Annotated in this window: 19 protein-coding genes; 15 read left to right on the top strand and 4 right to left on the bottom strand. The window is 39.9% G+C overall.

All coding sequences use genetic code 11. The features are described from left to right. The first annotated feature begins 1 nt into the window (after nt 1). From H5125_RS05040 to H5125_RS05010, 7 genes are all read left to right on the top strand, one after another. The gene (locus tag H5125_RS05040) at nt 2-973 is read left to right on the top strand and encodes a hypothetical protein (protein ID WP_182743698.1); all 972 of its coding nucleotides are present in this window, start codon (nt 2-4) and stop codon (nt 971-973) included. Beyond that, nucleotides 966-1,268, top strand: coding sequence for a hypothetical protein (locus tag H5125_RS05035; RefSeq protein ID WP_182743697.1), 303 nt, complete (start codon nt 966-968; stop codon nt 1,266-1,268). The genes H5125_RS05040 and H5125_RS05035 overlap by 8 nt, the downstream gene beginning before the upstream one ends. 3 nt (nt 1,269-1,271) lie before the next feature. Continuing rightward, a complete protein-coding gene (locus H5125_RS05030; protein ID WP_182743696.1) occupies nt 1,272-3,044 on the top strand; it encodes a hypothetical protein in 1,773 nt (590 codons plus the stop codon). Between the two features lie 33 nt (nt 3,045-3,077). Next, entirely contained in the window at nt 3,078-3,290 is a 213-nt protein-coding gene (locus tag H5125_RS05025; protein WP_182743695.1) for a hypothetical protein, read from the top strand. Nucleotides 3,291-3,800: 510 nt separating this feature from the next. Beyond that, nucleotides 3,801-4,607, top strand: a complete 807-nt coding sequence (locus H5125_RS05020; RefSeq protein WP_101087540.1) for a hypothetical protein — start codon at nt 3,801-3,803, stop codon at nt 4,605-4,607. 26 nt (nt 4,608-4,633) lie between these two features. Beyond that, the gene (gene rlmA / locus H5125_RS05015) at nt 4,634-5,458 is read left to right on the top strand and encodes a 23S rRNA (guanine(745)-N(1))-methyltransferase (RefSeq protein WP_182743694.1); all 825 of its coding nucleotides are present in this window, start codon (nt 4,634-4,636) and stop codon (nt 5,456-5,458) included. Nucleotides 5,459-5,713: 255 nt separating this feature from the next. Beyond that, nucleotides 5,714-5,920 (top strand): cold-shock protein, encoded by a 207-nt coding sequence (locus H5125_RS05010; protein WP_011637160.1) that lies wholly within the window; start codon nt 5,714-5,716, stop codon nt 5,918-5,920. Nucleotides 5,921-7,051: 1,131 nt separating this feature from the next. Here H5125_RS05010 and H5125_RS05005 read toward each other — a convergent pair. The 4 genes from H5125_RS05005 to H5125_RS04990 all read right to left on the bottom strand — a co-directional run bounded on the left by H5125_RS05005 (nt 7,052) and on the right by H5125_RS04990 (nt 10,412). Continuing rightward, nucleotides 7,052-7,951 carry an ABC transporter ATP-binding protein gene (locus H5125_RS05005; protein ID WP_101087542.1) on the bottom strand — a complete coding sequence of 300 codons (900 nt, stop codon included), beginning with the start codon at nt 7,949-7,951 and terminating at the stop codon, nt 7,052-7,054. Then, nucleotides 7,948-8,781 (bottom strand): ABC transporter permease, encoded by an 834-nt coding sequence (locus H5125_RS05000; RefSeq protein WP_182743693.1) that lies wholly within the window; start codon nt 8,779-8,781, stop codon nt 7,948-7,950. Before H5125_RS05000 ends, H5125_RS05005 begins: the two co-directional genes overlap by 4 nt. A 38-nt stretch (nt 8,782-8,819) precedes the next feature. Next, a complete protein-coding gene (locus tag H5125_RS04995; protein WP_182743692.1) occupies nt 8,820-9,473 on the bottom strand; it encodes a YceH family protein in 654 nt (217 codons plus the stop codon). Between the two features lie 105 nt (nt 9,474-9,578). Further along, entirely contained in the window at nt 9,579-10,412 is an 834-nt protein-coding gene (locus H5125_RS04990) for a S1 RNA-binding domain-containing protein (RefSeq protein WP_101087545.1), read from the bottom strand. Between the two features lie 588 nt (nt 10,413-11,000). On the opposite strand from H5125_RS04990, the gene speA reads away from it, so the two are divergent. The 8 genes from speA to H5125_RS04955 all read left to right on the top strand — a co-directional run bounded on the left by speA (nt 11,001) and on the right by H5125_RS04955 (nt 17,052). Beyond that, nucleotides 11,001-12,911: a biosynthetic arginine decarboxylase gene (gene speA, locus H5125_RS04985; protein WP_101087546.1), complete on the top strand. Its 1,911-nt coding sequence runs from the start codon at nt 11,001-11,003 to the stop codon at nt 12,909-12,911. Nucleotides 12,912-13,164: 253 nt separating this feature from the next. After that, nucleotides 13,165-14,094 (top strand): adenosylmethionine decarboxylase, encoded by a 930-nt coding sequence (locus H5125_RS04980; RefSeq protein ID WP_182743691.1) that lies wholly within the window; start codon nt 13,165-13,167, stop codon nt 14,092-14,094. A 304-nt stretch (nt 14,095-14,398) separates the two neighbouring features. Next, a complete protein-coding gene (locus H5125_RS22340) occupies nt 14,399-14,530 on the top strand; it encodes a hypothetical protein (protein WP_310734173.1) in 132 nt (43 codons plus the stop codon). Then, a complete protein-coding gene (locus tag H5125_RS22335) occupies nt 14,482-14,745 on the top strand; it encodes an arginase family protein (protein ID WP_310734177.1) in 264 nt (87 codons plus the stop codon). The genes H5125_RS22340 and H5125_RS22335 overlap by 49 nt, the downstream gene beginning before the upstream one ends. 102 nt (nt 14,746-14,847) lie before the next feature. Then, nucleotides 14,848-15,486: a pyridoxamine 5'-phosphate oxidase gene (gene pdxH / locus H5125_RS04970; protein WP_182743690.1), complete on the top strand. Its 639-nt coding sequence runs from the start codon at nt 14,848-14,850 to the stop codon at nt 15,484-15,486. Beyond that, nucleotides 15,486-15,983 carry a YaiI/YqxD family protein gene (locus H5125_RS04965; RefSeq protein ID WP_101087549.1) on the top strand — a complete coding sequence of 166 codons (498 nt, stop codon included), beginning with the start codon at nt 15,486-15,488 and terminating at the stop codon, nt 15,981-15,983. Before pdxH ends, H5125_RS04965 begins: the two co-directional genes overlap by 1 nt. A gap of 60 nt (nt 15,984-16,043) precedes the next feature. Further along, nucleotides 16,044-16,619 carry a YceI family protein gene (locus H5125_RS04960; protein WP_101087550.1) on the top strand — a complete coding sequence of 192 codons (576 nt, stop codon included), beginning with the start codon at nt 16,044-16,046 and terminating at the stop codon, nt 16,617-16,619. Nucleotides 16,620-16,701: 82 nt separating this feature from the next. After that, nucleotides 16,702-17,052 (top strand): DUF3802 family protein, encoded by a 351-nt coding sequence (locus tag H5125_RS04955; protein ID WP_101087551.1) that lies wholly within the window; start codon nt 16,702-16,704, stop codon nt 17,050-17,052. Nucleotides 17,053-17,098 lie beyond the last annotated feature (46 nt).

Below are 17,098 nucleotides of genomic sequence, written 5' to 3'. Positions count from 1 at the left end.
AATGGGCGACACGAGAAATTTACCAGTAACGTCATACTACAGCCATGATGCTGGTGCGCCACAAATATCAAGTGCCACACCGCAGGAAGTAATTGCGGTATTACGAAAATGCCTTGTCGATGGTTATGGTGATAAAGCTGGTGCTGGTTGGGTGGTTGCATTTGAAGATGCTGTTAACAATGCGATTGCGTTTCGTAATTCAACAGCTGACGGTTCAGGCGGCTATGTTAAGGTCTACTCCCAAAGTGTTGGTAACCCTTTTTCGTATTTAAGGATCAACACTGCGGTTAACATGTTGGATATGGACACGTTTGTTAACCCAACAGGATATCGACAATACACTTTAAATAAAAATGACAACAGCAACAATGCCAATGCCAATAATTGGGAAATTCACGCCACAACCCGTGGATTTTGGTTATTCATTCATTGTTTCTACTATGGTGACCCATCATTTGCACTTGGCTCACAGGCCATGTTATATCAAAATAACATTTTCGTTGGTGATTTGGACTGTGCTACCCCCAATGATGCTGGTCAATTTACATTAATATCTGCAAACAGCACTAATGGAGATTCAGCAAGTTCGTTTGCAGGTAGTTTGGTTGGGGGGGGGGCAACTTGGTATTATAATCTATACCCAACGGATTCATCAAATAATACTCGGAGTCAATATGTTTCACAGCGCTACTCAATAGCAACATCTACAGCTTTGTCTGGTACATCATCCACAATTGGTATACCGAATTTACTAACCCCTAAATTAGTACACGTAGCAGATACGAGCGGTGGTAGAAGTGTTACAGTCCCAAAGGTTCGTGGTGTTGTACCGGGTGTATATGACGGATCATTCCACGGTTATAGTAATTCCGTAGTACCATTTGTTGAACTTATTGATGGTAGGCAATTTACACCGATTCGTGGAAATCTTGCACCAACCGTGTGGGTAGATTTGGAGGAATGGTATGTCTAAGGTACTTAGTGCATTTAAAGGTGTTCCCGCTGTTCTGGTGCAAGCTATGGTCGAAGTTGATGCTGACGTTGCTGCTGAAAGGATAGTTGTTATTGATAGAAGTAACCTAACACCTATCCACCATATGTTTAATTCACAATCTGGTGTTGTGCAAATAATAGTCCCCTTAATATATGGTTCAAGTAATAATTTGATAGTTGGGATATTGGATGATGATAGTGTTTTTGACTGTAAATTTATTGATAGTGTTCGACCTCAACTAATTAATGCTAATGATGTAAAAATGGTGCGTTAATTAATGATTGAACTATTATTTAATAAACCGTGGGTTGGTATAGTTTCACCCATTGTTGTTCGTTTTGTTGGTGAGGTGGTACCAGAGCCGCCAATCAGTGCACCGTCTTTGGGTATTGATTTGGGTGTGACTTGGCAACCCCCATTACTCGCTGCCAATGATTACCAACTGACAAGTGCAAGTAAACCACTCGGCAATCAAGTTCAGTTAGGTGTGTTATCTCAATCTGCAACTGATTACTGCGTAACAATCCAATGGCAAAATAAACCACTAACTCAATGTGAAATCACAATACATTATGCTGGCAATACGTTAGCTGAGTTAACCATAAACTGGCAATGGTTTGTCGCGCCTAGTGTTGAACAAAGCGTTACATTGCCATGGCTTGTTCCGAATCAACACAGCACGATTATGTCTGTCGTTTGGCAAGAAGCACCAAGGCTTAATACGTTGCAAGCCACTATCAATTGGTGTGATGGTGCAGCCTTAGTTAACAATATCACCACGGCTTACCGCTATGGCAATGTTCGGCTAACTCAACCTAGCATTGCTTGGGGGCCGCATACCGCCAGTTGGATTTGTTCAACCCGATATCGGCCACCTACAGGCAAAGTCACGATTCGGTTTAGCGAACCTTGGGCCAATTCACCTAGCCCATTGCAGCTGCGTTTTACCGCTTCAGCAAACTATTGCTACTTTGACGATGGTGGTGGTTTGGTTGATGCTAACCCAAGCTTACCCAGCCTTGATTTTGAAACTCCTATTGAACCCCAACTGCGCAGGTATTATTTAATGCAGCCAACCATTACGTGTGTGCGTGTGTCTGACGATGTACCGATTGTGATCAGTAATATCAGTATTAGCCGCAGCCGTGGTCAGTGGGCCAGTTCGGTGAGTATCGATTTTTCAAGTCGCATCGATGCCAGCCGTGCTGAAAACCAATTACTTAACGTCGGTATTAACGGCTATGAGTTTTTTGTTTTGGTAGAACAAACAAGTGTGAACAAAGTGTTTGGCAATGAAACGTACCGAGGAACGGGCCGCAGCCGCAGCGCCGAACTTGCCACGCCATATGTATTGCCGATTAGCTATACCAATGCAACATCACGCAGCTTCGCGGGTTTACTCACTGACATGCTGCAATTTACTGGTTGGACTATTGCGCTTAATGGCATCGTTGATTTTAACGTACCTGCAGGCGCGTTCAGTGTTGGCAATAAATCGCCCATCGATGCCGTACAAGAAGCCGTTACCCAATTAGGTTGCATGTTGTTATCGAACGACGAAACCAAAGCATTAACCGTGGTCCCACGTTGGCCAACCGTGCCGTGGTTAATGGATGGTGTAATACCAGACTTAACCGTGCACGATGCAGTGATCACCAGTTACAGTGAGTCAAAAGAAATCGGTACCGAGTGCAATGTGGTTTGGCTTCGGGGTGAGCAGCAGGGCATTAGCGCAAAAGTAAAACGTGCTGGCACTGCAGGCAATATCGCCGCCGATGACATCAGCGCCCAATTGATTGTTGATAATCAAGCTGCAAGAACAGCCGGCACCAATGCACTGGCCGACACGGGCAATAAGCTTAATATCAATATGAGCTTACCGATTATGGCCGACTTACCACCTGCAACACCTGGTATGTTGATTGGTATTCGTGAAGGTGTTGATGTGTTCAAAGGTACCTGCGATTCGGTGACGATCAACGCATCGGTTAGCGATACAGGCGACATCGATGTAGAGCAAACCATCACCGTCGTTCGTCACGTTGCATAAGCTGTTGTATCAAAGCCAGCATAAGGAATCGTAATGTTAAAGCAGTTACAACAAAGCCTAAGCGCCCCGCGTACCATCATGACGATTAACGCAGTCAACACAGACGGCACCGTCACCGCCAGCACTGCCAGCAACCATACTCAACGAGTAATAGGTTCTGGCAGTATTGGTGATCACATCTACGTTCAAGACGGCAGGGTGTTAGGAACTGCACCCGATTTGGCGTTTTTTGAGATAGAGATTTAGGGGGGATTATTTTTATTGTAGTTATTTGCTATGTATCTCGTCCTAGCTGACTGTTACCCATTTCAAACGGAGTTCTTCCACAACACATTTTGCCTTGATGATATAGGTATTGTCCTAAATTGATTGTCTTGCAACATAACCCCGCTCTCTGGATAAACACATACTTGTACTATCAATTTACCATCTATGGATTTAGTCAAAAAATGCTATTCAAATTGATGTGTGTACACCTCTGTGTACAGAATGTGAATTGGCTTTATTTTTAAGCTTTTTAAATTAATGACTTAGGTTGTTTAGTCATATAATCGTGCCAGAATAAGGTGGGTTGAATTGCGTTAGCCATAGTAAGTATAAGATCCTTTTCGCGATTAAAACCATGTTAACATTTATCAGCATAAAAAAATGATAATGAGGTAACCTTCAATATGATTTTTCTAATATAACCTTGTTTACTGGTGACTAATGTGGATTTGCTGGTTACAATTTAGTGAAGTAGTAAAGGAATATTGTATGCATCATCATGTATTTACTCAACCATGCGTCAGTGAAATAACTCAACCGACTGCGTTGACACTTCGTTTACCGGATAGTGTGAGTGATTTATTAGTACTTTCAACGATGAGTAATCCTTTAGTTGAGTTTGTGGTTAGCCAAGTTGAGCATAAACAAACGACACTCATTTTACGTATTCAACCTTTTTTGACTTTTGCTTTTGAACATACACAAACAATGATTGAAACGCCTACTCAGCCAAGGCTCGTAGGGCAGGGAATTAAGTTATATCCTTCAATGGGGGTAGCTCCACGTGTGTGTATTGAACAACTCAGAAATGGGGTGACGATTAATATTCACGCTGATGAAGATGTGCACTTTAGTGTAGCTGCTGAAGCTCGTTTTGAACTAGTGACGTTAGAGAATGACTTACGGATTTTGAGTGAACCTCAAGCTCTCGTTATGGCTAAAGCGATATTAGGACGTAAGTTTGATTATGATGAGCCTTCTACCATGCTTGCGGTTCATATCAGTGAATTAGAGCAAGTTCGACGAGAATTACGTGATTACCTCCGAGGCGAGTCGGGCAAAATCCACCCAGGTGTCTCAACTGAGCTACTAAAACTCGATCATTTATTGCAAAATAAGCATCAATGGTTGTTACGGACCTATCATCAGTCATTAGAGCGTTCCAACTTCGGCCGCTCGTCTAATGAACAATTTTATAATAATGAACAATTACAGCGTAAATTGGATTGTTTTGAACTTTTAGCCCCTAAAGACGTGTCGGAAATGGTCAATAAGCTGTGTGATGACGATCTTTAACTTTTCAGTAACTCTAGAGCCCACCCATGTCTTATATTTGCCCTATTTGTAGCGCGCCATTAGTACAACAACAAAATTCTTGGCAATGTGAACTGCGCCATCAATTTGATTGTGCTAAAGAAGGTTACGTTAATTTATTGCCTGTACAAAAAAAGAAAACAAAAGATCCTGGTGATAACAAAGAAATGATGATTGCCAGACGAGAGTTTCTTAATCAAGGCTTTTATCAACCGTTAAGCGACAAAGTAAATCAGTTAGCGCTAGAGTTTGCTGGAGGAGATGCCACTAAGGTGCTCGATATAGGGTGTGGCGAAGGGTATTACAGTCATCGGTTATTTGAAACGTTGCAGTCTGTGGTTAAACCCCATTGTGAGTTTTATGGTTTAGATATTTCTAAGTCTGCAATTCGTTATGCTGCCAAACGCTATAGTGGATTACATTTTTGTGTGGCAAGTGCATTTGAAATGCCTTTTGCTGATAACAGTTTTGATTTAGCGATACGTATTTATGCGCCGTCTAAAGTTGAAGAGTTACAGCGGGTGATAAAACCGACCGGAATACTCATTACCGTTTCTCCTGGGCCGATGCATCACTATGCGTTAAAAAAGAAAATTTATAGTGAACCCAAACAACATCCACAAGAACCTATGGTGTTAGATGGCTTTACTTACTTAGCACACCAAGCGTTAGCTTATTCATTAACATTAACTCGTGTGGAAGACATTGATCACTTTCTTAACATGACTCCTTACGCATGGAAGTTGAGTGATTCACAGAAGTCTCAAATAATAGAGCAAGGGCTCGAGTGTGAGATAGATTTTAAAATCGAAATTCATCAACGAGAACAATAAACAATCAGATAATTGATATAAATAACTATTTGATGCTCAAAGATAAACCTTTTTGAAATGAGACTAATTAAATACCATTGTTTGGTTGATGTTTGTTGACTTATCCTGAAAATGGTTTATAGTTTACTCAGCTTGAAGGTTGGGCTTATATTTATCAATACGAACAGTTTCGTCCTGTAAACATAAGTAATACCGGCATTTTCCAGCTTTACTGCCGTTAAGGCTTTAACTATTTTTTTTTACAGGATTTATATTATGTCTCAAGTTACTGGTGTTGTTAAGTGGTTTAACTCTGATAAAGGTTTCGGATTTATTGAGCAAGAGTCTGGTCCAGACGTATTCGTTCATTTCCGTGCTATCAACTCAGACGGTTTCAAAACTCTTGACGAAGGTCAGAAAGTTTCTTTCACTGTGACTCAAGGTCAGAAAGGTCCTCAAGCTGAGAACGTTTCAATCGTTTAGTATTTAGCTTCGGCTAAGTATTAAAAGATTTAAAACTGTAGCAATTTATTGCTGCAGTTTTTTTTGCTTTTTTATTGTGTATTGTCATCATGCTAATCGTCTAATCGTCTAATCGTCTAATCATATGTTGTATATCATTAATCTATTTATCTCTCTCTCATATCATTAATACACATAGAAATATTGTTATGCGCATCAAATCATTTATCAGTTCAAAATGACTCCAGAAACTCATTCAAAGATGATAAAAACCGTTCTTCTGTCGACGCTATACGGTCGACCCGCGTATCCCTATATGCTGTACCGTCACTTAAGATTTAGCTTTTCTAAAGAACCAGGTGGCTCACTCATAAACGGTCATCACATAAAGCCAACTTAATAAGATGACTAGAATTGAGGATTATTAGTTTGTCTTTGTTATGTAAATACATTAACAGCCAAAATTGTTGAGTATTATAAGCACAATAACAGCAATGGCTTGTTTGCCATTTAGTGACAATACAGAGCAGACTCAGAACTAATACACAACGAATTCATCGTTATAAACGCTCATTCAGCCGTTGCTTATTGAATATCTGGATTGTATTAGTCGTAACGACAGGTTATTAGCGCATTAAAACACACGTCAGCAATGGGCGTGTTTAAGTCTAAGCTTATAAAATCATTATTATTATGAATTTTGCCTATTTATGTTGTCTATTTTAGAATCTTTTAATAGATTTTAGCGTTGAGCTCACTAACTGAAGGACGCTGAGTTAATTGCATTGAGGTTGCTGGGAAGGCTTCTTTACTTAAGGGCCTAGTCATTTAGACTGATTTCTTAGCATTTAGTCGTTATTTTGAATGTAGAGTATTTGCTGTTTTAGAGTCGCTGTAGAGGAGGGATGAGCGATTGAAGACACTTTAACATACCTCATTTGATGTGGTTTTTTAAGCAATTAAATTTTCATTATATCGACCTGATACGTAAATAATATATTAAAAAATGCCATCGTTTATTAATATGGTGAGTTATCACTAATTAATAAACGATGGCATTAGAGACTGATGCTTATGAGGTTTGTTGTTAAGCCTTTTTACGCAAACCGATTTTAGTCAGCATTAAAGGTTCATTTAACCATTGGCGGTGAGTTAAGAAAACAAGGTTTCTTCTAAGGTACGGCCTTTAAGTAATGCTTTATATTGCCACTGGTGAGCAGTAAACAGCTCAAACAACTGCATTTCAATGGCAAAGCCGGATTGCTTTTGGTACTCGATAACATATTGCTCATCACCGATACGCCTTACTTCAATGATATCGTTAAGGCCTAATAACTGCTGATGGAGGCTGTCCATGTCACATTGCTTCATTGTCAGCGTGATAAAGTCTGTCGCTTGGCTGGCTTTAATTGATACCGATTGCTGTAATTTGCCATGTTCGAGATAGACAACTTGGTCGCATAACTTTTCAAGTTCATCAAGGTTATGTGAGCTGATCACAAAAGTCGTATGGTCGGATAAATCTTTGACAATTTGACGAATTTTTTTCGCATTGGCAGGATCAAGTCCCGCTGTCGGTTCGTCGAGTAACACAATCTTAGGAGAACCCATGAGGGCTTGGGCAATAGAGACTCGTTTACTCATACCATGACTTAAACTTTTAGGTTTCGCCTCTGCTGAGTCACTTAAGTCGACAAGGGCGAGAACTCTTAATGCTTCTTGTTTTGCTGCCGCTGCTGTCATGCCTTGTAATTGGGCAAAAAACTGGAGTTGCGACACAATACTAAAATTAGGATCCAATGCTGCATCTTGTGGCAATGCCGACAATAGTCCTTGTAACGCTTTGCTACCGGGTTTATGGCCTAAAATGCTAATACTGCCATTGGTGGGTTGAATAAAACCGCATAGTAAACTAAATAGCGTTGTTTTACCGGCACCATTTGGACCCACTAATGCAATGGGAGCACCTTGTGTAAGCGTTAACGATACAGTGTCGAGCGCAAGTTTATTACCGTATTGTTTAGAAAGGTTGTCACATTGAATGATACTCATAGCGCACTCCTACTCATTAAGACTTTACCAGCAAATAAAATAACCGCAGTTTGCAGTAAAGGAATGGGAGCGTATACGAATGAACCTAATCCTTGAGTATTGATCAAATTACCTATTTGCGAACCAGGCAGTATCCAGTTTAACCAGCTTAATTGTGGGAAATTCATATTAATTAATGCAATAAATATTGATACTACAGCCCACAAGATAACCGCAAATATACTGGCTTGTCTTGCTGAGTTTGCATGTAATGACAGCACCGCCATAGCAGCAGTGTAGGGTAATAATACGATCACTAGATTAACCATTACGATTAAGCTAGTTGTTATTGATGGCAATAACAAAGATATATCACGTGATAATGCTAATGCGATGGTTGCCAATAACGTTAAGATGATCAACATCAATTGGATAAACATTTGCCCTAAGAAACGACCAAAAAACAAACTGGAACGACTGACTCTTAAGGTTAGAAATCGCAAACTACCACGTTGTTTATCTGAACTAAATTGGTCTGCGGCAATAAAAATACTGAACATGGGGAAAAGGTACAGTGCAGCTAACCAAAACACAGCAAACTCTTCGACGGGCCATTCAAACAGATGGCGTAAACTCCCTGGCCCAAAGAGGGCTTCAGTAAAGTCTTTGAAGTTAGGCTGCATAATAAATTCAGATGCACTCTTGATAGGGTACAGCAATAAAATTGCCCAAATTAGCATAAAGGCGATTAATGAAATCATACCGCTTTTGTTAGTAAAACGTTTGGTTAACTCATATTTGGCTAATAACCAAATATGAGTTAACGTCGATGGAGAGGCGGTACGGTCCATATACTTTTCCTTGCTTAACCTGTTTTGGAAAGCGTTAATTAGTTTAAAAGCGACTCTAATTGGGCTAGCTTTTGTTCTAGCAACTCAACTCTTTGTTCTAGTTCTACAATCCGAGAATCTTGCTGTACAGTTTGTTGAGTGTGAGTCGACACGACAATGGCATCACTGTTGTTCACATCATAATCATCAACGTTGCCACTAAAGCACTCAAGGAAGCGACAATCACGTTTATTCGCTTCTCGAGCAAGTTGAACTACTAAAGGCTTTTCACGTTGGCTTAATGCCAGTAATGCTGTTTCAACCTGTGAGACATCAGTGAATTCATGGAGTCGATTGGTACGAGTTTTGAGTTCGCCTGGTGTTTGCGGTCCCCGCAATAACAACACACAAATTATAGCGACTTCCGCACTGCTTAACTGCAATTCACTGAATTCAGTATTACAAAAGCGATGCTTATATTTTACGACTCGACTACCGAAACCAGATTGCTCGCTGAGTAAGCGTTTTTTGGTAAGATCGTCTAATACTGTTTTTACTTGAGATTCGCTCAGTGACAGCACAGGTTCGCGGCTGCTTTTTTGATTGCATGCTAAGGCGAGTGAATTTAATGACAGAGGATATTGATCTGGAGTCGTGAGTTCTTTTTCGAGTAAACATCCGATAACTCTAGCTTCTAGTGAGGTTAATTCCATACACAGTATCCTTTTAATAAAAAGCATGATTCTATTACTTTTATAACAGAGGCATGCTTTTTCTCAAAGGATTGGACTAGTTTACCGAGGCTAATCGATTATTGTTCACACAGTTAGGCGAATACCTTCACTTTCGATTGTGATTTCACCTGCTTTAAATAAACCACCAATTGATTTCTTAAAGGCTTTTTTACTCATGCCGAGTTTGTCATAAATGACATCAGCATCAGTTTTGTCATGTAGTGGTAAAAAACCATTAGCGCTACGCAATTTATTAATGATCAACCGGGCATTTTTGTCTAGCTCGTCTTTATCACCTTTTTGCAGTACAAGATCAATTTTGCCATCACTGCGAATCGTTTTGATATAACCAGTCACTTTTTGACCAAATCGCAATTTTTGGAAAACTTCATTAGTGTAAATTACGCCCCAATGCAGGTTGTTAATAATGGCTTTGTAACCTAGCTCTGTAGTGCCACCAATGATTAAATTAACCTGTTCACCTTCGGTATAATGCGCTTCTGTTTTATCGACAAACTTATCCAGTTTTGACGATGCCATAATACGTTCGTCGGCATGGTTAGCATGGACATAAACTAAATATGAGTGGCCTTCTTCTGCCGGTTTATGTTGCTCGCCAAAAGGGAGTAGTAAATCTTTGTCTAAGCCCCAATCTAAAAATGCGCCGAATGGGCCCGTGGCGATTACTTTTAAATAAGCATATTCACCCACTTGAGCTAACGACTTTTGGGTAGTAGCAATCACAATGTCTTCAGAGTCTAGGTAAAGAAACACATCTACCATATCACCGACATTACAACCGGTAGGGACAAATTTATTAGGAAGCAAGACTTGTCCAAGCTCTTGAGCATTTAGATAAACCCCAAAATTAACTTGTTTAACAACTTCTAATGAATAACGTTTACCGATTTGTATCATGAATGACTCTACTTTAATTAAAAATGAAAAAGATGAACTTAAGAAAAACACGTAATTATACACGTAAATTAAGCTCACGTTGTGCCAATTAAGCGCTATCGAAAATCATTTAGGCTTATCGCCTTGTTTGTTGAGGTTTATGACAACAATTGTAGATGATTTTTTATAGTAATTAATAGGTAATTAACTTGCATTACACCGCATAGCAGGTTTTAATTGCGCCGTTTTTATAAAGGCTAAAAATGTGGTTGGTTAGCAATTAAAAAGTGAACTAACTACAGGCTTAATCAGTAAAATACTTGTTACAGCAGCGAACTGATGTTCAGCAGCCAAAATTTGCATGCTTTGTGGATTTCTGCGTAAGATGTTCTATATAAGCAGATGCGAAACATGATAACAATGACGATATGATGTCGAGCCAATTTATAGGGCCTTCATTTTGTCTGTCACAGGTTTTACAGCCATAATCATAGTGCTGAATAAACCATTTTTATTTCTTGGATAGCATTGTTGTGTTATCTGGATTTTTAACAAGCAGAAGCCACTTTTGGTCAACTGCTAACTTTGATACAAATACGGAAAATAATTATGTCTGATTGGTCTATCGAAGATGCTCGCTCGGGTTATAACGTGACTCACTGGAGCCAAGGTTTTTATGGTATTCGTGAAGATGGCGAAGTGACAGTGTCACCTAACCCACAAAATCCTGATCATAAAGTCGGCTTAAATGAACTAGCCAAAAGTATGGTCGAAGCAGGCGTCTCGTTACCGGTATTAGTCCGTTTCCCGCAAATCTTACACCATAGAGTGGAAAGTTTATGCGAAGCATTTAACGATGCAATTAAGAAGTACGATTATCAAAATGATTACTTGTTAGTTTACCCAATTAAAGTAAACCAACAGAAAACGGTAGTTGAAGAAATTTTAGCTAGCCAAAAATCTAAAGAAGTCCCTCAGTTAGGACTTGAAGCAGGTAGTAAGCCAGAGTTAATGGCTGTACTTGCCATGGCACAAAAAGCCAGTTCAGTCATTGTATGTAATGGTTACAAAGATAAAGAATACATTCGTTTAGCACTTATCGGCGAGAAGCTTGGCCATAAGGTGTATATCGTTCTGGAAAAAATGTCAGAACTTAAAATGGTATTAATTGAAGCTGAAAAGCTTGGTATTACACCTCGTTTGGGTTTACGTGTGCGTTTGGCTTTCCAGGGCAAAGGCAAATGGCAAGCCAGCGGTGGTGAAAAGTCTAAATTTGGTTTGTCTGCAGCACAAGTGTTGAAAGTTATAGCTGAATTAAAAAGTGCTAATATGCTTGATTCTCTGCAGCTATTACACTTCCATTTAGGTTCGCAAATTGCCAATATTCGCGACATTCGCCAAGGCGTAAGTGAAGCAGGCCGTTTTTACTGTGAATTGCGCCAACTTGGTGCCAGCATTGATTGTTTCGATGTGGGCGGCGGGTTAGCGGTTGACTACGACGGTACTCGTAGCCAGAGCAATAACTCAATGAACTATGGTTTAAATGAGTATGCTAACAATATCGTCAACGTATTAACCGATTTATGTAATGAGTACGAGCAACCAATGCCGCGTATTATTTCTGAATCTGGTCGCCATTTAACGGCGCATCATGCGGTGTTAATTACTGATGTTATTGGTACTGAAGCGTATCAACCAGAAAATATTCAGGAACCAAGTGAAGAGGCGCCGCAATTGCTCCACAATATGTGGCAATCTTGGTTAGAAATCAGCGGTCGATACGATCAACGTGCAATTATTGAAATTTACCATGATAGTCAAAGTGATATTTCTGAAGCACACTCATTGTTTGCTGTGGGTCAATTAAGTTTGGCTGACCGAGCTTGGGCAGAACAAGCTAATTTACGTGTTTGCCATGAAGTGAAGGGACTATTAAGCAACAATAACCGTTATCACCGTCCAGTGATTGACGAATTAAATGAAAAGTTAGCTGATAAGTTTTTCGTTAACTTTTCTTTATTCCAGTCATTACCTGATGCATGGGGTATTGACCAAGTGTTCCCAGTGTTGCCGTTATCGGGTTTAGATAAAGCACCTGAGCGCCGTGCGGTTATGTTAGATATTACCTGTGACTCAGACGGTATTGTTGACCAATACGTAGACGGTCAGGGAATTGAAACTACATTGCCAGTCCCAGCATGGAGTGCCGACAGCCCATATTTGATTGGTTTCTTTATGGTGGGTGCATACCAAGAAATTTTGGGTGATATGCATAACTTGTTTGGTGATACTAACTCTGCTGTTGTACGCATTGATGAGCGTGGATTAAGCCAGATTGAATCTGTTTTAGAAGGCGATACGGTAGCTGACGTTTTACGTTATGTAAACTTAGATGCGGTTGACTTTATGCGCACTTATGAAGAGCTTGTAAATCAGCATATAGTTGAAGAAGAGCGTGCCAGTATTCTAGAAGAGTTACAGTTAGGGCTTAAGGGTTACACTTACTTAGAAGATTTTTAATCTTATCAACTAAGTGATGTTAGCTTGTTATTAAAAAAGCCTAGCGATCTCAGGTCGCTAGGCTTTTAAGTTGCTAACATATTTGTAATTATTCAGGCAGTTCTATTTAAGCCTATTTTATCGTTGGGAAATGCTCATTTAAACAGCTAAACTACGCTTTTTTCGCTTTTAACTGCGCATATATGGCTTAACCATGAGACATTACATTTTTATACAAACATCTCTAATTAGAATAAGTGCTGAGTAGTTACACATGTTTTTTGAAGGTTCAGAGAAAAAGTTAGAGATTATTGTTAATGAATCGGCGCCTAAATTACGATCCTTAGATCGAATATTTTGGCTGGGGCTCGTTGCTGCCTCAAATGCAGACATTTTATCTTCCATAAGTAATGAATATTGTGATGCTTATTTGCTGAGTGAATCGAGTTTATTTGTTTGGGATGATCGTATCGTTATGCTCACTTGCGGGGCTAGCACGTTGGTAGAATCTGCATGCTACTGCATTGAACATTTAAGTGAACAGGCGATTGCGTACATTTGTTATCAACGCAAAAATGAATATTATGCCCATTTACAAGCAACTTCCTTTACCGATGATGTGTTTAGATTAAGGCAGTTTATTGCTGGGCAGGCCTATCGAATGGGTCATTTAGATAGCCATCATCACTATATATTTTCGACCAACAAAGACTATCAAGCTAGCCAGCTTGATACCACCAATGAGCTGCTGATGTACCATATTTCTGGTGCAGTAGCTGATTATTTACGTGGTGAGCAGCAATCAACTGTTCAAATTAGTCAGATGCTGCAACTGGAACAATTATTTAATGGTTTTAGTATTGATCAGTATTTATTCAGTCCGTTAGGTTATTCAATAAACGGTATTCGCGGTGCTGAATATTTTACAATACACATTACACCTCAAGAAAATAGCTCATATGTGAGTGTTGAAACTAACATTGATCTTAGCTCAACGCCGGTTGATGTTTTTGCTGAACTGGTAAGATTATTGCACCCTAGTAGCTGTGACATTATTGGCTTTAATAGTCATATTGCCAATAAACCCTTTTTAAATTATTTGTGTTTAAGCCATTGCGCGATGCCAATCGAGCAAGGTTTCACTATACACTTTAACCACTATCAGCAAGATTGCTCAGAACTGCTGAACCCTACACTATTATAATTATCAACAGTTGCCATCTTTTGATCGTTTATAACTACTTTCGTAGAAAAATTTGATTATTCGTATTATTCAAACCCATGTGGCTATTTACGCCAACCGCTTGATTTCAAACCCGCAGAGTCTGACGCAGACGTTGTTATTGGTTTACCTTTTGATGCCCACACAGATACCGCCAAGGCAGTAAGTACGGTACGACCACGGTACAATGTTTTACGATGCACTGCGTGAGGGGTTTATTGATGTTGAGCATTCAATGCAAATTGCTATTCGTACTGAATAGCACAAAAAAGGTCATGGCTTTGAAGTGATTGATGCCGCTACCGTGAATAACTTAACGGCTCAACAAATTGTTGAACAGTTAAGTATGCGTGTTGGCGATATGCCGTTATACGTCGCATTCGACATTCGACATTCGACATTGACTGTTTATGTTTAGACCCAGCTTTTGCAACCGCTACAGCTACGCCCGTTTGTGGTAAGTTCACTAGCGAGATCATTCGTGGCTTACGTGGTTTAAATATTGTCGGCATGGATGTTGTAGAACTAGCACTCTTTTATGATTATACAGATGTTACCCCGCTAGCTGCAGCAACACTGGGCCTTGAAATGCTACAGGTGTGGGCTGAAGGTAAAGGCTTAATTAAAAAGTAATTTCAACTTTGTAATTAAACACATTAGCCAACGAGTTGACGTTGGCTTTTTTGTGTCTGCTCAGCGTAGAATAGGTCCAGCAAGGTTTAATGAGGAACCAATATGAGTGATTTAAGTGATATTCGCCGTGAATATACCCAAGGCGGATTAAGACGAGCGAATTTGCCTGTTAACCCAATGGATCTATTCGAACAATGGATGCAACAGGCAAAAGATGCCCAACTTACTGACCCAACGGCCATGTGTGTCGCGACGGTAGACGAAGATGGCCAGCCATTTCAACGTATTGTGTTATTAAAAAAGTTTGATGATAACGGTTTTGTGTTTTTTACTAATTTAGAAAGCCGCAAAGCAAAACAAATTGCGATTAACAGTAAAGTCAGTTTACTGTTTCCTTGGCATCCACTTGAACGTCAAGTGGCTGTATTAGGGCAAGCGGAGCCATTATCTATGTTGGACGTGGCGAAATATTTTATGTCTAGACCAAAAGACAGCCAAATTGCTGCCTGGGTATCTAAACAATCAAGCAAGATTAGCGCACGACAGGCGTTAGAAGGTAAATTTGCTGAAATGAAAGCTAAATTTGCCCAAGGTGAGGTTCCACTACCTAAGTTTTGGGGTGGATATTTGGTGCGACCAGCTAGCATTGAGTTTTGGCAGGGTGGTGAACATCGGTTACACGACCGATTTATTTACACTAAAACCGATACGGATTGGAATATTGATCGGTTGGCACCTTAATGAGTGTTAATGAAGTGGAGCATTTTGCGGTGATAACCAATAAAATCTGGGTTGATGCTGATGCTTGCCCCAACCCAGTTAAAGAAATGTTATTTAGGGCATCTGAGCGTAAATCGGTTCGATTAGTGTTAGTGGCCAATCAAATGATTAAAGTGCCTATTTCGCCCTTAGTTAGCATGATACGGGTGAGTTCGGGTTTTGATGAAGCAGATAACTACATTGTGGAACAAGTCGTCAAAGGGGACTTAGTCGTCACTGCTGATATTCCTCTGGCATCTGATGCGGTTGATAAAGGCGCACTAGTATTAAACCCTCGTGGTACGGTGTATACAGCTGAAAATATTAAACAGATTCTGACGATGCGCGATTTTATGGAAGAAATGCGCAGCAGTGGCATCCATACTGGTGGTCCGAACAGTTTTTCGCAAACGGATAAACATGCTTTTGCACAAGCGTTAGACAAATGGCTGGCTAGATTGATCCCCAGCAAGATATAACCAAAGATTACTCTATACTTATTTATTGTTAATCTTACTTTCTATACAAAGGACTTTACGATGAAAAAATGGTTACCATTATTAGCCGCGAGCTTGCTGAGTACATCAGTGATGGCAGGCGATTGGCAAGTCAATCAAGATCATTCTCGGGTGAGCTTCATTTCGATTAAGAAAGCCGATGTTGCTGAAGTGCATCATTTTAAACAAGTTGCAGGTTCATTAACGGATGCAGGTGCATTTTCTTTATCGATTGATTTAACCAGTGTTGATACCGGAATAGAAATTCGTGATCAACGAATGCAAGCAGTGTTATTTGAAGTGGCACAGTTTCCTAAGTTAACCTTGGATGCAGTGGTTAACCCTAAATTGCTAGCCGGATTAAAAGTCGGTGACACGCTAACGACGCAAGTTGAAGCAACCATTAAGCTACATGGTCAGAAACAACAGAAGAGCTTTGATGTGTTAGTCGCTAAATTGTCGGATAAGAAAATGGTGATTTCAAGCTTAGCGCCAGTGATTGTTCAAGCAAGTGAATTTGGTTTAGTGTCCGGTGTCGAAAAACTTAAAGAAATGGCGGGATTGCCGAGTATCAGCTTAGCGGTGCCAGTGTCATTTGTGCTAACCTTAGCGCAATAGTTATATGTGGTTATTAATGGTTTTCAATCATCAGGTTGAGAGCCATTTCCTGTTAAGTCGTTTTTAAGAAAGGTGGTATGAAATGGTTACTGACAAAGACGGATACATGCATTTAATTCAGTATTTAACTGAACATTTAGGGCTATTTGAGTCGTCTGAGAGTAATGCCGCTGCAACGGAAACTGTCATGGAATTGTTTGAAGAGCAGTTATCTGCTCAGATCATTATGGTATGTGGGCAAAACCCGCAATTATCATTTGCACAACGTAATATGGTAATTCGCGAAATTGACGCAATTGTATATGACTTAGAAGAGATTTTAGCCTCTGTAGCCAATCAACAAGCCACCCCCGAACAAAGCATTTTTATTACTGAGTTTTCAGGACTGATTAAAAATTTATTCGATCAAGAAGTTGATCATTTATTGCAATAAACGTACATAAAACTGGCCGCTACTAAAGCGATTTGTGGATTTTTTG

This window comes from Shewanella sp. SR44-4 (assembly GCF_014163715.1).
GTDB lineage: Bacteria > Pseudomonadota > Gammaproteobacteria > Enterobacterales > Shewanellaceae > Shewanella.
This window is presented reverse-complemented; position numbering and strand designations above follow the sequence as displayed.

Coding starts and splice junctions, on each gene's coding strand:
- H5125_RS04990 (WP_101087545.1), bottom strand. CDS start 10,412: ATGATACAAATCGGTAAACGTTATTCATTAGAAGTTGTTAAACAAGTT.
- H5125_RS05030 (WP_182743696.1), top strand. CDS start 1,272: ATGATTGAACTATTATTTAATAAACCGTGGGTTGGTATAGTTTCACCC.
- H5125_RS05025 (WP_182743695.1), top strand. CDS start 3,078: ATGTTAAAGCAGTTACAACAAAGCCTAAGCGCCCCGCGTACCATCATG.
- H5125_RS04965 (WP_101087549.1), top strand. CDS start 15,486: ATGAGTGTTAATGAAGTGGAGCATTTTGCGGTGATAACCAATAAAATC.
- speA (WP_101087546.1), top strand. CDS start 11,001: ATGTCTGATTGGTCTATCGAAGATGCTCGCTCGGGTTATAACGTGACT.
- H5125_RS04960 (WP_101087550.1), top strand. CDS start 16,044: ATGAAAAAATGGTTACCATTATTAGCCGCGAGCTTGCTGAGTACATCA.
- H5125_RS05010 (WP_011637160.1), top strand. CDS start 5,714: ATGTCTCAAGTTACTGGTGTTGTTAAGTGGTTTAACTCTGATAAAGGT.
- H5125_RS05000 (WP_182743693.1), bottom strand. CDS start 8,781: ATGGACCGTACCGCCTCTCCATCGACGTTAACTCATATTTGGTTATTA.
- H5125_RS05040 (WP_182743698.1), top strand. CDS start 2: ATGGGCGACACGAGAAATTTACCAGTAACGTCATACTACAGCCATGAT.
- H5125_RS05035 (WP_182743697.1), top strand. CDS start 966: ATGTCTAAGGTACTTAGTGCATTTAAAGGTGTTCCCGCTGTTCTGGTG.
- pdxH (WP_182743690.1), top strand. CDS start 14,848: ATGAGTGATTTAAGTGATATTCGCCGTGAATATACCCAAGGCGGATTA.
- H5125_RS04955 (WP_101087551.1), top strand. CDS start 16,702: ATGGTTACTGACAAAGACGGATACATGCATTTAATTCAGTATTTAACT.
- rlmA (WP_182743694.1), top strand. CDS start 4,634: ATGTCTTATATTTGCCCTATTTGTAGCGCGCCATTAGTACAACAACAA.
- H5125_RS05020 (WP_101087540.1), top strand. CDS start 3,801: ATGCATCATCATGTATTTACTCAACCATGCGTCAGTGAAATAACTCAA.
- H5125_RS05005 (WP_101087542.1), bottom strand. CDS start 7,951: ATGAGTATCATTCAATGTGACAACCTTTCTAAACAATACGGTAATAAA.
- H5125_RS04980 (WP_182743691.1), top strand. CDS start 13,165: ATGTTTTTTGAAGGTTCAGAGAAAAAGTTAGAGATTATTGTTAATGAA.
- H5125_RS04995 (WP_182743692.1), bottom strand. CDS start 9,473: ATGGAATTAACCTCACTAGAAGCTAGAGTTATCGGATGTTTACTCGAA.